The sequence below is a fragment of the Desulforamulus putei DSM 12395 genome (genome assembly GCF_900129195.1).
Lineage (GTDB): Bacteria > Bacillota > Desulfotomaculia > Desulfotomaculales > Desulfotomaculaceae > Desulfotomaculum > Desulfotomaculum putei.
In genome coordinates, this window is the sequence record NZ_FQUY01000002.1 from 136,868 (window position 1) to 150,555 (window position 13,688).

Genomic DNA, 13,688 nt, shown 5'->3' on the forward strand with positions numbered 1-13,688 from the left:
CGATGATGTTCCGGGGTGGCGGCTGATGCGGCGGCCACAGTCACCGTAACCACGGGACTACCGGGCAGTTGCCCGGCAAAAAGAACTGTTGTGAGGATAAAGAAAATACTCATGAGGATAAAACAGGGAAAAAATAAGAAACAGGTTCTCACACAGTGGGAGCCTGTTTCCTTTATAAAGGTAATTATTTTATACCCATTGCTTCTTTGGCCATCGGCATTAGTTTGGGGTCCTTCATCATGGCCATGAAAGTATCTTTCATTTGGGGGGCGGCCATTATTTCCATCATAGGCTGCATCATGGACGGGTCGGACATGATTTTGACCATAGCTTCTCTGGTCTTTTGGTCACTCATGATCTTCACCATGTTTTTCTGCATATCGGAGTTGTGCATCATGTCCATCATGACGGGCATCATTTTTTCAGAGCTCATGATTTTGGTCATTGATTGGCTTGCATCGGGGGAACTCATGGCCTCTATCATCATGTCAGGGTTCTGGTTCATCATACCGGCGGTTTGAAGGCAGCCCAGTTGACCACCCTGGGTACGGCGTTGCTGGCACTGGGGCTACTTATCTACAAATGGAAAGAAAAATCAAGACGCCAGATAGGGATGACAGGGTTAAGAGTATATAGTAAATCAAGGCGACCATAAAAATGAAGGTCGCATTGATTTTGACGTCTTTTAACTAACTACTCCGAGACCAGCACATACATTTATGCAAAATAAGGAAAATTTGTTTTTGTAATATTCCTTTTCAATCTCTGTATAAATAATTTAAAAACAAAGTTGGAAGGAGGGGAGTACCCTTTGTGTGATGACATCAAGAATAAATCCTTGAGCATTTCAGGCGCAGAACATGTTAACCGTTGGTGTGCGTTGCCTGCTCCGTATCCAGAGCCTAGGGTTGTTCGTCCCAATCATTATTATGCCATGCTTATATTGGAGGATTACGCGGGTGCAGTGAGCGAAATGACTGCGATTAACCAATACTTTTATCATTACCTGACCTTTGAGGAAAAATATGAAGATTTAGCGGAGTTGGAAGAATGTATTTCTATTATAGAGATGCATCACCTTGAATTGCTTGGCGAAACCATCCGTATGCTGGGGGTTGAGCCCGAGTACCGAACACTAACCCATAACCAACCTGTTTATTGGAATGCATCCTTTGTGTACTACGGGCAGAACATCTGTGACAGGCTGGCCTCCGATATTGCGGCGGAGAAAATGGCGATCCGGAATTACAGGATGCACCAGCAAATGATTGATGACCCCTACATTAAAGAGCTACTGGAAAGAATCATCATGGATGAGCAACACCACCTTCAACTGTTTACCAGCTATGCGCAGAAATATTGTCCAGGAATGAAATAACAGTAAAATTAGTGATTAGCACTCTTAGTAAAGCAAGCAGTAGCTTTTATAAATTCCCTAAAAAGTATCCCGTATCACTATGACAGTGGTACGGGTTTATTCATGTCTTTTGAACTCTTTCTGGAAAATAAGTACGGTTAAATAACTGCGGAGTTTGCCGCTTTTTTATTTTCTTTTTCTTTGAGCCTTATACATTATAGAGGATTTTTGCAATAATTTACGAAATCTTTTTAGATATTGCTGAAGCAAGCTGAAAAAGGGGGAAGGGGCTAAAAAGCCTGCGCCACACCACATGCAAGTCTGCTGCTAAAACAAGGGGAATCCCTGAAACTTATCTGTGAGCGGTTGGGTCATGCAGGGATTGGTATTGCCTCGGACATTTATACACACCTTATGCCGGTATGCCAAAAAGGCAGTCGATAAATTAGAGAGAAGTGTGCTGTTTGGTGAGGTGTTTGGAGAAGTCGGGCACCAATATAAAAAAATAGCCTCTGGCGAAATCGCTAGAAGCCTTGATTTTACTGGCGTCCCAGAAGGGATTCGAACCCCTGACCTACGGATTAGAAGTCCGTTGCTCTATCCAGCTGAGCTACTGGGACATTTCTTGAACCAACACATGATATTTTAACACACCGATCAACAAAACACAAGACGATATTTCACCGGTTTTATTTGCACCGGGCAGTAATGATTTTATATGATACAATAACTAAAGTCAATAAATCAGATTTTTCCCTGTTATTATGTAATATGGTTTAATAACAAAAAGAATTCTGTCATTTATTTGTCATCAATTAGACAACCCTCAAACCCCAAAGAATATTGAAGTTGTATGTTAAATTTGAAATAATAAACACAGGGGGAAATTTAAGTTTCACCCAAACAAATAAATCATAGGAGGATGTTGGATGGAGCTGGAGATGAATGTGAATAAACAGTGTGACTTATTCGCAGATTTGGTGAGCAAGGTGTGTAACGAGAACCGGTCCGGAACCGTTGACCTGCCATCCAGCCAGTTGACTGACGAGATTTGGGAAGAGATTGTTAAATACAACCTGAACCCGGAAAACCCCTGTCTTGTATATTTGTTAGACAGCCCAACCGACAACCAGGTGAAAGTAAAAGTGGTTTGCAAGACTGCCTGAACTTATAACACGTACCTTAACCTCCCCGCTCGGAGGTTTTTCCTTTTGGGAAGAAAAGAAAAACTCTGCCCTTTAGCAGAGTTTTCGGAACTGGTTGCGGGAGGAGGACTTGAACCTCCGACCTTCGGGTTATGAGCCCGACGAGCTACCAACTGCTCCATCCCGCGGCAACTCATTTATTGTAACGAAATCTTCAGGTAAAGTCAAATGAAAATTATAAAAAAGTTGTTATTCTATAATAACCTCACGTAATAACCATTCCGTGAAAACGTCAATTTAGAAGTCGCAGCGGCTGGCCCGTATGCGTTCGCACATTTCATGGATTGCTTCCAGTTCATCTTGATTGGCCGTAGATAACTTGCTAAGAAAATTAATTAAGCTTTCCTCCATGTTTTTTTGATTCAGCTCAATTCTTTCCTGCTCAGAAAGAGGAGGCCGCTTTCCCTCCCGTATTTCATTCAGCAGTTCCATCATTTTCTTGGCGCTTTCTTCTCCCAACTGCATGGGAATATACATCTTCAGCAGTTCCTGTTCTTCCTTTGAGAGGGATGCAGGCGGGATTTGCTTTTCTTTTTGTATGTCTTCTCGAACCCTGGTCAGGAGGTTTACCAGACATTCTTTGGTAAGGTGGGACATCGACAACGCCTCCAATCTGAAAGTTGCGTAAGGTAGTTTTATTTTACCAGATAACCCCGGCAAAAAGATAAAAAATTTGGACAAAGGCGGCATTCATTAACGGGCATGCAGGCCAATTTTATTGATTTTTTTCCTCACTGCCTATATGATTGGCTTTATAAGACTGCAAGGTGGGTGAAGTATGTTAACGGACTATCATATTCATGTGGAGCAGGGGCCTTACACCGTAGACTGGTTGTTTGAATTTGCCCGGCAGGCCGGGGCGGCAGGCATTGACGAGTGGGGGATCTCAGAGCATGCCTACAGGTTTGTGGAAACCAGGCATATCTTCTGGAATGACTGGGTGGAGCCCCGGCAGAACCAGAGGATGGAAGAGTATCTTTCGATGATTATGAAGGCCCGGCAGGAAGGGGTCAGGGTTAAGTTTGGCATTGAGATGGACTACTTCCCGGGTAAGGAAAAAGAAATTGAAGAATTTATCAACCGCTATCCCTTTGATTATGTCATAGGTTCCGTGCACTGGATCGATGAATGGGGAATTGACCTGTCGGAAATGAAGCAGGAATGGGACCGAAGAAAAGTTGAGGACATTTGGCTGGCTTACTTTGATCGTATTGAACGTTTAGCAGAAAGCAGGCTGTTTGACATTGTCGGTCATCTTGATCTGGCAAAGATCTTTAAGTATGTGCCGAAGGACAGGGAGTTTCTCGCGGAACTATATGCCCGGGTCGCCAAGACCCTAGCCGAAAACGGCACCTGCATCGAGATCAGCACTGCCGGGTTAAGAAAACCGGTGGGGGAAATATACCCTCACCCGTTGCTGCTGGAGGCCTGCCATAAACAGGGTGTTCCCATCGTTATCAGTTCAGATGCCCACTGCCCGAAGGACGTGGGGGCGGATTTTTCCCAAGCCGTTGCATTGGCCAGAAAGATAGGGTACAGGGAAATACAGGTATTTTCCCGCCGAAAGGCAGAAGCTTATCCATTGGGTTAGCGATTTTTTTATTGATAAGGAGCCCGGAAAGAATATACAGTATTTGTTACAGAACCTGATTGATGGACCGGTGGGCGGGTGATATAATTTAACAAAGAGAATAAAACCATCAAGCAAAGGCGCTGAGATGATGATCAGCGTCTTTTTTGTTTCTAACATTTTTCGGAGGTGACACAATGGAAGGGCTGAAGGTTGATTTCTCCTCGAAAAAGAAGTTACAATTGATGGCAAACCTGTTTGGCGACTTTCGAAACCAGGAAGAGATATATACCGTTCAAGAGTTGTTGCTTGAATTGGGTATTACCGCCAATTATCTCCCGCCGGAACGAATGAATTCAACTGTTTTACAAAGAGCAAATATCAACATTTACCATTTGCTTGCCAGCGAAGTAACAATACAAAAAAGAATTCAGAACAGGTATGACCGTCCCTTTTTAACTGTTTCTTTTTTGGGTCCCTCTGAAACGGCGGGGGCCTTGAGAGATATAGGGACGGTCATGGGACTCTCTTCGTCTAAAACCGAACAAGTGATTCGAAGGGGTCTCGCTTCCGTTACCGATGGTATCAACCTCTATGGTGCAGAACTCTACAGAAAAAAGGCATATCTCTTATTAGATGACTACCGCAGGGAGATCGCCGGCCGTATACTGGATGATTTGGGGATGACTGTTATAAATCCCCCACACAATAAGCAATATAGGACACCGGAGTCGTTGCAAAAGCTAATTAAAAAATACGGGATTCACCTGATTATCGGAGATCACGACCAGATCCTGCAAGACAACAGTGAAATTCCTTATTTTTCACTGTCAGAGGCAGATCAATCTTTTCTGGGTTTTCGTGGGTTTACAAACCTTGCCCGCTGTATTTCACAAGTCTTAAAGGAGAAATCACTTCATTGAGATGCCTATGAATAAAACCTTTCCCTTTGTGGGCGCCAGAATACTGAAAACGGGAATAGCCGTCGCTCTGGCCATGTATATTTGCACCCTGTTGAAATTGGAACCGAAGGTCTTTGCAGCTGTAAGCGCCGTAATTAATGTCCAGCCATCCATCTTTCGTTCCTTTCGAAACGCTGTGGAGCAAGTTTTAACTCATGTCATCTCGGTGGTCATCGCCGTCATTTGTGGTTATACATTTGGCACCGGGCCCCTGATCATTGGGCTGGCAACAATCATTATTATAACAACCAACGTGCAATTAAAACTCAAACAAGGTGTTTCGATGGGGGTTGTGGCCGGGATTTTTGTGCTGGACGCGCCGCGTCATGATTTTCTGAACCATGCCCTTATTCGGTCCTATGTTATCTTTGTCGGGTTAGGCGCCGCCCTCATTATAAACAGTTTTTTATCCCAGCCCCGTTACAGCAACAGCTTTTTATCCCATCTGGGTAAATTTAATGAATTATCGGCAAAGTTTTTTGTGGAGCTGGTGAACGGTTTTTTAAAACTTGAGCCAATGAGTGCGGCAGACTATGAAATGAAGCGGGCGGCGATCAAAGACTTCCTGACAACAACCAGAAACTTGTTTGAACTGCACAAGGAGCAAAACCGTTATTTAAAACATGTCCCCGCAGAAGTGCAGGAATTATGGGAAAAATACCTGGACTTTAATGTGAAGCTTTTTTATAAAAGCCAGGAAGTGTACAGCGCTACTTTGCAGCGGTTGGCATGGAGAAGGGAGAGGGGAGACCCCCCTATTTCCGATGAGTTTTACATGGTTTTAGGAATGTTGGAGAGGGGCATCAACTCCTTTGTGAAATTAAATGAAGACTTGTATCAGCATGTTTTGCAGGGAAAACCCCTGGCGCCGGTACAGGTTAATGAACAATTTTGGGAGGAATTAAGTTATTTTATCGACCAGTGGCACAGCAGGCTGACCGGCGCCGACTTTTTACACGCCTTTATGTATGTATCTGTGGTGGCCAATGATATTAAGTGGGCCAGCAGGAGTATAAAGGAATTTTCACCGGCTAAAGAACATAGTCAAGCCTAAGGCATTCTGCCGCTTTTTGGCAGGGTTGTTTATATTTAGCTTGCCTAAGAAAATTTTTAAGCATCACAACTGAATCAATTTTTTCATAGATTGGTAGAAAAAAAGGGGTTGATACGATGCCTTATGCAGAATCCTGCTCCACTACCTACTGGCTGCCAATTATCTGCTGCGTTTTTCTCTTCCTGCTCATCATAGCGATTATTGCACTGCTCATTTGGTTCCTGTAATCCGGGAATCATGGCAGAAGCACTGCCCACGCAGTGCTTTTTTCGTTCCTCTATGTATTACAGGCCTTCTAAAAAGCTAAACTAGAAAAGGCAAAATTTAAAGACAGTAAAGGGTATACGGCAAATGTACATAAAAGGCCCCTATAAAAAACATGGACATCACTGGGTCTGGATTGGTCTTATAATGATTCTTTTACCCCTGGGATTTTTTTTAAAGGGAATGGCAGCCAAGTCAGAGGCCCAAAACAGACAGGACAAACCCCAACGAAAACCCCTGGAACAGCCTACCGTTATTATTGATCCCGGGCACGGCGGCACCGATCCCGGGGCCTGCCGGGCGGGTGTTATGGAAAAGGATATTAACCTAGCCATTGCCAAACGTGTAGCCAGGCATGCGGCAGGATGCAAAGTAAGGTTTACCCGGGATAAAGACGTTGATTTTACAAAGCACGGTGTTTATTCTAAGGAAGCCGAGCGGCAGGATTTGGACCGGAGGATCGAAGCGGCCAGCAAATTTGGCGGGGAGGTTTTTATCAGCATCCATGTCAATACCGGGCTGGGCCAGGACAGGGGAGCCGTCATTTATTATGACGCGGACAATCCCGGCAGCGCCCGTCTGGCGGCGGAAATTCAAAGACAGATTAACAAGCTGCCCGGCATGCCGCCTAAAAAACCAAGGGCAGATCACTTTTATCTCTTTAAGCATTTAACCATACCAGTCATCATTGTGGAGACCGGCTGGCTCTGCAACCCGGAGGAAAGAGAAAGGCTGCAGGACCCGGACTACCAGGAACAACTGGCAGGGGCCATTGGACGGGGAGTTGCCGCCTTTTTAAAAACCGGCCGCTAAAAAATCAACGGCCCGCTGGGGACCGTTGATTCATTTTACGATTAGGATTGGGGTTGTGTCGGCGGGGTGTTCATCCAGCGTCCGCCGCCCATGCCTTTACCGCCGGGGCCCATACCGAAGCCACCGCCGGGGCAAACATAACCGTTCTTGGCCCGGAATTCCTTCATTTGATCGAAGTGCTGTTTCCAGGCTTGCCCTTGTTCCGGTGTCAGTCGGCCGTCTTTTACTGCCTGATCAATCCAGGCTTTTTTTGCGGCAAACATCTGGTCAAACCATGCTTTGGCCTGAGCATTGGCATCGTCGGCCGCAAAGGCGGCGGGAACTGTGAGAGCGACCACCGCCAGGATCAGCAGACCCACCAGGATCACACGTTTGTTCATGGTCTCAGCTCCTTTCTTTTTGTTTATATGATAACCAGAAAGTTTTACAAACCAGTCTCATAAATGTTACAAAAGTGTCACGATTTTATCATACTTTCATGCCACCGGGGGAAAATGTCTGGCGAATCTTGGGATACACCTGTTCCCGGTTAATGGTATAATAGGTTTTGTTACATAAAGACAAGGGAGAGGTGACCATGAAAAGGTTTATTATTCTTGCGTCTTTATTATTCATGCTTGTTACTTCCGGCTGCAGCCAGGCAGCCCGGGAGACCGTAAAGACAGGCCCGCCCCAAATGCAACCAGGTATTATGAAGGTTCACTTTATTGACGTGGGGCAGGCAGATGCCATCCTGGTGCAGGCGGGTGAAGAGAGCATGGTGATCGATGCCGGCAATAATGATGACGGGGACAGGGTGGTGGACTACCTTAAACAACTGGGAATTAAAAAACTGGCAGTTGTCATGGGAACCCACCCCCACGAAGACCACATCGGGGGCCTTGATAATGTGATAAAAACCTTTGCCGTGGACAAAGTCTACCTGCCGAAGGTAAATCACAATACCAAAACCTACAGGGATGTTTTACTGGCGGTCAAAGAGAAAAACCTGAGGGTCACCGCTGCCAGGGGAGGACAAAGCTTCTCGCTGGGGGAGGCCCGGGTGGAGATTTTGGCCCCCAACGGCACCCGCTACGAAGAACTTAATGATTACAGTATCGTTTGCAAAGTGACCTTTGGGGATAGCCGCTTTCTTTTCACGGGAGATGCCGAAGCGGTATCAGAACAGGAGATGCTGAATAATGGCTGCAACTTGAAAGCGGATGTTCTTAAGGTGGGCCATCACGGCAGCAGTTCTTCCACCGGTGAAAGGTTCTTAAAGGCGGTTTCCCCGAAAATGGCGGTCATTTCCGTGGGGCGCAAAAATGACTACGGGCACCCCCACCGGGAGACGCTGCAAAGGTTGGCAGCCGCCAGAATTAAGGTTTACCGCACTGACAAGGCGGGTACAATTGTAATGACCACTGACGGGAAGAAAATTGAAGTTGAGACTGCAAGGTCAGCTGCCGCGGAGGAAAAAGAAACGGGCGTGAGGAGGGAGGACCGGTGAAAGCAGTCATTGACCGCTTTGAAGAAAAATGGGCCGTACTGGAGACGGACGGTAAAATCATGTGGAACGTCCCCCGGCAATTCCTGCCCCCGGAGGCCAGAGAAGGGGATACCGTGGAGTTTTCTTTCAAAATCATGCCGGAGCCGATGCATAATAACAGAGCTTTGGTGGAAGAAATATTTGAATAGCAGCACCATTTTTTGGAAAAGCGTATAACAATTAATAAATTGGGTAACAATACTCATCGTAATCATATTTTTTATTCAAGGAGTGATGACGATGGAAATGTTATCCAGAATCGCCTTGGTGCTGGTTATTGTAGGGGCAATAAACTGGTTGCTGGTTGGGCTTTTCAGCTGGGACCTGGTAGCTGCCCTGCTCGGTGGGGATGCGGCACGTGAATCCTCTTTGCTCAGCAGAATTATCTACAGCTTAGTAGGTATTTCCGGCCTCATTTTAATTCCTACCCTGTTCCGTGACAGAGCGCCGGTAGAAAACAAGTAAGACAAAAAAGCCCTCCCAAGGTGGAGGGTTTTTTGTTTTCTCGGCATTTTTGCATGAAATAGAGAACCTGGCAATAGGACGGTCGGTTGGTTATAATTGAACCAGTACAGTTCCTTGAGGAGTGCAGTCTATGCCAACAGTAAAATTTATTCATTGTTCCGATATTCACCTGGGTCGGCAGCGCCTGGGCGGTAAACTGCCGGATACGGATTTTGCACAGGCGCTTCATTTTATTGTCCGTTATACCCTTGAACAAAGGGCTGATGCCCTGCTTATCGCCGGAGACCTTTACGATTCTCCCAGCATCCAGCCCCCTGTTTTACAGCAGGCCACGGCCTGTCTGGCCCCTCTCAAAGAAGCCGGTATTCCCGTCTTTGCCATCGAAGGCAACCATGACCGGGCCACCGTTACCGGAGAGTCCCACACCTGGGTAAAGTATTTAAACGATATCGGTCTGCTGCATCTGCTATCCATTCCTTTCACATCCCAGGGGCCGGTCATTACGCCCTGGGATGATCAGAGGAGACAGGGCTCCTATATTGATTTTAAGGGAGTCCGCATTGTGGGCGCAGGCTATCTGGGCGCCGGCACCGTTAAAAGGGCCCGCTTGATTGCTGAAACCCTGACAGGCTGGCGGCAAGATGCCGGGGCCGGGGCCCTCATCATGCTGCTGCATGCCGGTCCCGATTATATAGTCCAGGAAGGCGGCGGGTTCTCCAGAGAGAACCTGGAGTTCCTCCATGAATGCGTGGATTATCTGGCCCTGGGCCACATTCATAAACCCATGAACCACGGGGGATGGGCAGTCAACCCCGGCTCCCCGGAACATGTGCGGTTGGAAGAGTGCCGTTATGATAGACAACCCCGGGGCATGGCGGTGGTGGAAATAGACCCGTCTCACACAAGCCCCCTGCGGAGGGCGGAAATCATAGAGGTCCCCAAGAGAAAGGTCCTGAGTCTACGCTATGACTGTTCTCCCCACAGCAACAAAACCAGGCGGGCCATGGACGCCATTCAGACAGACATTGAGAGAACACTGCGGACGTTGGGCGCGGCGCCGGAGGATGCAGTGAGGTTGGAATTGACCGGCGCGGTCAACCTGGGCCGGATCCGGCTGGATACCGAAGCCCTGGCAGTCTATTTACAGGAAAGCCTGCCGGTGAAGGCTGTGGAGGTGATTTCCGGCGGGCTGCAGCTGGCTGCCGGCGAAGGTTCCCCGGCGGGAACTGTTCATGCAGCTCCATCCAGGGAGGACCTTGAATTGTCCGCCATCCATGAGGTGGTCCTGCAAAACCCGCTGCCGGGGTTGGAACAACAGGCGGACCTGCTGGCCAGGCTGTTCTACCGGTTTAAGGAAGACGTGCGCAACCGGGCTTCCGCCCAGGAAATCAGGGAAAGGCTGCAGGCCCACCCGCTGGTGGAGCAGTTGCTGGCAGAAGTCCTGGAGGAAACGCCGGAAAGATCTGTGGCCGCAGCGAAGGACGGTGATGCCTGATGTGGATACAAAAAATAAGGTTAAAAAACATAAAAAGCTATGGCGAGGGTGACAGCGGCCAGGGGATTACCGTCCACCTGGAGCCGGGTATCAACCGGATTGCCGGCAAGAACGGAGCCGGCAAAAGTACGCTCATTGAAGCCATTGGCTATGCCTTGTTTGATGCCGAGCCCGTCAGAGGCAACGCCAGGATGGCCAAAAATACCTATTTGTTAAGAAATGGCAGCAAGTCCGGGGAAATCGATGTCTGGGTCTGGCACCAGGACTGCCTTTACCGGGTTGAAAGGGATGTGGGCAACGGGGGCAGGCGCTGGAAAGTTGTGCGGGAGGATGACGACTTCATCGAGGCCGAAGGGGATCAAGAGGTCAGGGCTTTTCTGGCCAACCTGGCCGGTGTGGACAAACCGGAACGTCTGGCGGAGGTTTTTCACAGCCTGCTGGGGGTAAAACAGGGCCGTTTTACCCTTCCCTTTGACCTGAAGCCCGGTGATGCCAAAAACCACTTTGACCCCCTGTTGGATGTGGACATTTTCCGCCAGTGTTTTGATTATCTAAAGCAACCCTGTGATGAAATCCGGCAGGACATTGCCAACCAGCGCAGCGTCATCAGCGGGCTGGAGGGCCAGATTGCCCAACTGGAGGATGCGCCGGCGAAGCTGGAGGAAGGTCTCAAGCAAAGGGCTGCCCTGGAACTGCTGGTGGAGCAATGCCGGGAACGGCTGGCCGGGGCGGCCCGGGATTTGGCAAAGTATGATCTCCTGTTGAATCAATACCAGACAGCCATGCTGAAGGTGGGCGAGGCCAAGGGGAAAACGGAACAAGCCAGGGCAGAGGTAAACGTGGCCTCGGCCAGGGTTGAAGAGGCCAGGCGGGCCGCAGAAATCCTGGGGCAAACCCGGGAGGATTACCAGGCTTTCACTATGCTGGAGAAACAAATCAGCCACCTGGAAAAACAGCGGGCCACCCGTGATAGTTTACATAAAAAACTCACCTCTCTCCAGAAGGAAGAAACAGCTTTAACCAGGGACCTGGAAGCAAGAAGGCTTGAGGCAGCCAGGGACAGAGAAAGCGCCGTCAGTAAGGATCGGGAGTATCAAGAGAGACTGGCAGCCTGGCAGCAGCAGGTGTCCCGGTACGAAGCCGGCGAGGCAGACGCCCTGCGGGCCAAGGAACGGGCAGCAGAACTGAAGAATTGCCTGGTGCAGGTGGTGGAATGGCTCAGGGCCATGAGTGCTGTGAACAAACCGGCCATTGACCAACTTGCGGAAATGGAGCAAACTCTTCACTTTATTGACAACCAAATACCCGGACAGGTGGCACAGGCCAAAGAGCAATTGGAACAGGCCGAGGTCCGGGAACGTGCATGCCGGGACCTTTTAGAAAGGACCAAACAGGATAAGGCCATTCTGGAACAACAGTTGGAGAGGCTGTCCAGCGGCCGGTGCCCCCTCCTGGGCACCGCCTGCAGCCAGTTTGACCCCAATAAGGCCAGGGAAGATTTAGCCCTTCTCAACCTCAAAATAAAGGCTGCGGCTGAAGAACATCAAGAAAAACTCCGGTTGGTGGCCGAGGCCAGAGCACAGTTGGAAAAATGGTTGGCTTTGGAGAGAGAACAGGTGGAGAAACAGGCCAGGGTCCGGCAGCTTGGGAAGAGCATTGCCGGTTTGTATCACCAGTTGGAGGACCCCGCCGGGCGGGTGGCTGCGGAAAAACTGGTCCTGGAACTGAAAACCGGTGAAAAGCCGCCCAGGCTCAAGGGGCTGGAGGCGACCGGAGAGTTTGATGCTGCTGCTTACCGGGCGGCCGTGCAGGAAATGAAAGACCTGCAAATGTCTGTGTACCGGTGTTTTCAAACATGGAAACCTGTGGTGGAAGAGCAGTACAACGCGGCCCAGGAAAACATGACCATGCGGGTGGCCCGCAGGAAAGAATTGGATGCCGAGGACAGGGCCCTCCAGGCGCTGGCCAGGGATATTGAGCTGCTTTTGCAAAGGTCCGAAGAGGCGGCAAGGAAAGCTGCTGACCTTGCAGCATCCGTTGCCGACATACAGCAGCAAATTCAGGAACTGGAGCATACGTTGCAGCCCTTTGCAGGATTGGATGAAAAACTGGCGGCAGCAAACCGGCTGAAGGGCCGCCACCTGCCGGGGTACACCAAATACCTGCAAAACCAACCGGTGGCTGAAAAAATACAAGAGTACCTGGACAGGTTGGAACAATGCAAAAGCAGCCTCCGGGAAGCAGAGGCCGAACTGGCAGTGGCCGAGCAAAATTTCAAGGCAGCCGAAGCTGCCTACAATCCCGATCAACATAAAGAGTTAAAAGATGCCCATGCCCGGGCCAACCTGGACCTGGGAGAGGCCACCAGCAAGCTGGACGAGGCGGTCAGGGCGGTGGAGGAGCAGATGCAAAGGGTCCAACGGCTGAACCGGTTACACAGGCAAAGGGATGAACAGGTAAAGGAATTGCTGCGGCTGCAGGCTCAGGAAACCATTTTGGAAAAGGCCCGGCATGTGCTGAAAAACGCCCAGGAGCCGGTGGCCAGGAACTTGACCTCCCGGGTGGCCGCCCAGGCCCAGGCCATTTACAATTCCATGAGCAACGAAGCAGCCCAGTTTCACTGGCGTTCGGGGGATTACTGCCTGACCGTCACCACGGTTTCCGGGGAAAAACGGTTTGCCAGCCTGTCCGGCGGGCAGCAAATGAAAGCCGCCCTGGCCATGCAGCTGGCCCTGGTGAAGGAATTTTCCGCCGCCGGTTTTTGTGCCTTCGATGAGCCTACCTACGGCCTGGATACCGAGAGCAGGGTCATGCTGGCCGAGGCCATCAGCAAAGCACAGCAGGAGTGCAAATTTGAACAACTGCTGCTGGTTTCCCACGATCAGGCCTTTGATGACAAAGTGGAGCATGCCTTGCATTTAAACTACTCCCCTGTGGAGGGGACAAAGCTTTTGGTAATGGAATGAATGAAGGTG

General features: G+C 49.2%; 14 protein-coding genes and 2 tRNA genes. 11 read left to right on the forward strand and 5 right to left on the reverse strand.

Annotation, left to right across the window (positions count from 1 at the left end):
* Positions 1 to 184: 184 nt before the first annotated feature.
* Entirely contained in the window at positions 185 to 445 is a 261-nt protein-coding gene (locus BUB67_RS02815) for a hypothetical protein (RefSeq protein WP_200798110.1), read from the reverse strand.
* A 366-nt stretch (positions 446 to 811) separates the two neighbouring features.
* On the opposite strand from BUB67_RS02815, the gene BUB67_RS02820 reads away from it, so the two are divergent.
* On the forward strand, positions 812 to 1,378 hold the full coding sequence (locus tag BUB67_RS02820) for a ferritin-like domain-containing protein (protein WP_238456926.1): 567 nt from the start codon (positions 812 to 814) through the stop codon (positions 1,376 to 1,378).
* Positions 1,379 to 1,900: 522 nt separating this feature from the next.
* Here BUB67_RS02820 and BUB67_RS02825 read toward each other — a convergent pair.
* A tRNA-Arg gene (locus tag BUB67_RS02825) sits at positions 1,901 to 1,977 on the reverse strand.
* Between the two features lie 309 nt (positions 1,978 to 2,286).
* On the opposite strand from BUB67_RS02825, the gene BUB67_RS02830 reads away from it, so the two are divergent.
* The gene (locus BUB67_RS02830) at positions 2,287 to 2,523 is read left to right on the forward strand and encodes a hypothetical protein (RefSeq protein ID WP_073235416.1); all 237 of its coding nucleotides are present in this window, start codon (positions 2,287 to 2,289) and stop codon (positions 2,521 to 2,523) included.
* A 91-nt stretch (positions 2,524 to 2,614) separates the two neighbouring features.
* Here the strand turns inward: BUB67_RS02830 and BUB67_RS02835 are convergent.
* Together BUB67_RS02835 and BUB67_RS02840 are read right to left on the reverse strand one after the other, a co-directional pair.
* Positions 2,615 to 2,690: transfer RNA gene (locus tag BUB67_RS02835), tRNA-Met, on the reverse strand.
* Positions 2,691 to 2,799: 109 nt separating this feature from the next.
* Positions 2,800 to 3,159 carry a hypothetical protein gene (locus tag BUB67_RS02840; protein ID WP_073235419.1) on the reverse strand — a complete coding sequence of 120 codons (360 nt, stop codon included), beginning with the start codon at positions 3,157 to 3,159 and terminating at the stop codon, positions 2,800 to 2,802.
* Positions 3,160 to 3,340: 181 nt separating this feature from the next.
* On the opposite strand from BUB67_RS02840, the gene BUB67_RS02845 reads away from it, so the two are divergent.
* From BUB67_RS02845 to BUB67_RS02860, 4 genes are all read left to right on the forward strand, one after another.
* A complete protein-coding gene (locus BUB67_RS02845) occupies positions 3,341 to 4,153 on the forward strand; it encodes a histidinol-phosphatase (RefSeq protein ID WP_073235422.1) in 813 nt (270 codons plus the stop codon).
* 176 nt (positions 4,154 to 4,329) lie between these two features.
* Entirely contained in the window at positions 4,330 to 5,055 is a 726-nt protein-coding gene (locus BUB67_RS02850) for a nitrogenase component 1 (RefSeq protein ID WP_073235424.1), read from the forward strand.
* A gap of 7 nt (positions 5,056 to 5,062) precedes the next feature.
* Positions 5,063 to 6,148 carry an FUSC family protein gene (locus BUB67_RS02855; RefSeq protein WP_238456927.1) on the forward strand — a complete coding sequence of 362 codons (1,086 nt, stop codon included), beginning with the start codon at positions 5,063 to 5,065 and terminating at the stop codon, positions 6,146 to 6,148.
* A 411-nt stretch (positions 6,149 to 6,559) separates the two neighbouring features.
* A complete protein-coding gene (locus BUB67_RS02860; protein ID WP_238456928.1) occupies positions 6,560 to 7,225 on the forward strand; it encodes an N-acetylmuramoyl-L-alanine amidase family protein in 666 nt (221 codons plus the stop codon).
* A 41-nt stretch (positions 7,226 to 7,266) separates the two neighbouring features.
* Here BUB67_RS02860 and BUB67_RS02865 read toward each other — a convergent pair whose 3' ends face one another.
* The gene (locus BUB67_RS02865; RefSeq protein WP_073235434.1) at positions 7,267 to 7,605 is read right to left on the reverse strand and encodes a DUF2680 domain-containing protein; all 339 of its coding nucleotides are present in this window, start codon (positions 7,603 to 7,605) and stop codon (positions 7,267 to 7,269) included.
* A gap of 197 nt (positions 7,606 to 7,802) precedes the next feature.
* On the opposite strand from BUB67_RS02865, the gene BUB67_RS02870 reads away from it, so the two are divergent.
* The 5 genes from BUB67_RS02870 (at position 7,803) to BUB67_RS02890 (ending at position 13,679) form a co-directional block, all read left to right on the forward strand.
* Entirely contained in the window at positions 7,803 to 8,714 is a 912-nt protein-coding gene (locus BUB67_RS02870; RefSeq protein ID WP_073235437.1) for a ComEC/Rec2 family competence protein, read from the forward strand.
* Positions 8,711 to 8,902 carry a DUF3006 domain-containing protein gene (locus tag BUB67_RS02875; protein WP_073235440.1) on the forward strand — a complete coding sequence of 64 codons (192 nt, stop codon included), beginning with the start codon at positions 8,711 to 8,713 and terminating at the stop codon, positions 8,900 to 8,902. Before BUB67_RS02870 ends, BUB67_RS02875 begins: the two co-directional genes overlap by 4 nt.
* A gap of 91 nt (positions 8,903 to 8,993) precedes the next feature.
* Complete coding sequence (locus BUB67_RS02880) at positions 8,994 to 9,218, forward strand: DUF378 domain-containing protein (RefSeq protein ID WP_073235443.1); 225 nt, start codon at positions 8,994 to 8,996, stop codon at positions 9,216 to 9,218.
* Positions 9,219 to 9,348: 130 nt separating this feature from the next.
* The gene (locus BUB67_RS02885) at positions 9,349 to 10,713 is read left to right on the forward strand and encodes a metallophosphoesterase family protein (protein WP_073235446.1); all 1,365 of its coding nucleotides are present in this window, start codon (positions 9,349 to 9,351) and stop codon (positions 10,711 to 10,713) included.
* Complete coding sequence (locus BUB67_RS02890) at positions 10,713 to 13,679, forward strand: AAA family ATPase (RefSeq protein ID WP_073235449.1); 2,967 nt, start codon at positions 10,713 to 10,715, stop codon at positions 13,677 to 13,679. The genes BUB67_RS02885 and BUB67_RS02890 overlap by 1 nt, the downstream gene beginning before the upstream one ends.
* The last annotated feature ends 9 nt before the right edge of the window (positions 13,680 to 13,688 follow it).

What these genes read in the sequence shown, in the direction of transcription:
- BUB67_RS02815 (WP_200798110.1), bottom strand. Translation starts at nt 445, where the DNA reads ATGACCAAAATCATGAGCTCTGAAAAAATGATGCCCGTCATGATGGAC.
- BUB67_RS02830 (WP_073235416.1), top strand. Translation starts at nt 2,287, where the DNA reads ATGGAGCTGGAGATGAATGTGAATAAACAGTGTGACTTATTCGCAGAT.
- BUB67_RS02840 (WP_073235419.1), bottom strand. Translation starts at nt 3,159, where the DNA reads ATGTCCCACCTTACCAAAGAATGTCTGGTAAACCTCCTGACCAGGGTT.
- BUB67_RS02845 (WP_073235422.1), top strand. Translation starts at nt 3,341, where the DNA reads ATGTTAACGGACTATCATATTCATGTGGAGCAGGGGCCTTACACCGTA.
- BUB67_RS02850 (WP_073235424.1), top strand. Translation starts at nt 4,330, where the DNA reads ATGGAAGGGCTGAAGGTTGATTTCTCCTCGAAAAAGAAGTTACAATTG.
- BUB67_RS02855 (WP_238456927.1), top strand. Translation starts at nt 5,063, where the DNA reads ATGAATAAAACCTTTCCCTTTGTGGGCGCCAGAATACTGAAAACGGGA.
- BUB67_RS02860 (WP_238456928.1), top strand. Translation starts at nt 6,560, where the DNA reads ATGATTCTTTTACCCCTGGGATTTTTTTTAAAGGGAATGGCAGCCAAG.
- BUB67_RS02865 (WP_073235434.1), bottom strand. Translation starts at nt 7,605, where the DNA reads ATGAACAAACGTGTGATCCTGGTGGGTCTGCTGATCCTGGCGGTGGTC.
- BUB67_RS02870 (WP_073235437.1), top strand. Translation starts at nt 7,803, where the DNA reads ATGAAAAGGTTTATTATTCTTGCGTCTTTATTATTCATGCTTGTTACT.
- BUB67_RS02880 (WP_073235443.1), top strand. Translation starts at nt 8,994, where the DNA reads ATGGAAATGTTATCCAGAATCGCCTTGGTGCTGGTTATTGTAGGGGCA.
- BUB67_RS02885 (WP_073235446.1), top strand. Translation starts at nt 9,349, where the DNA reads ATGCCAACAGTAAAATTTATTCATTGTTCCGATATTCACCTGGGTCGG.
- BUB67_RS02890 (WP_073235449.1), top strand. Translation starts at nt 10,713, where the DNA reads ATGTGGATACAAAAAATAAGGTTAAAAAACATAAAAAGCTATGGCGAG.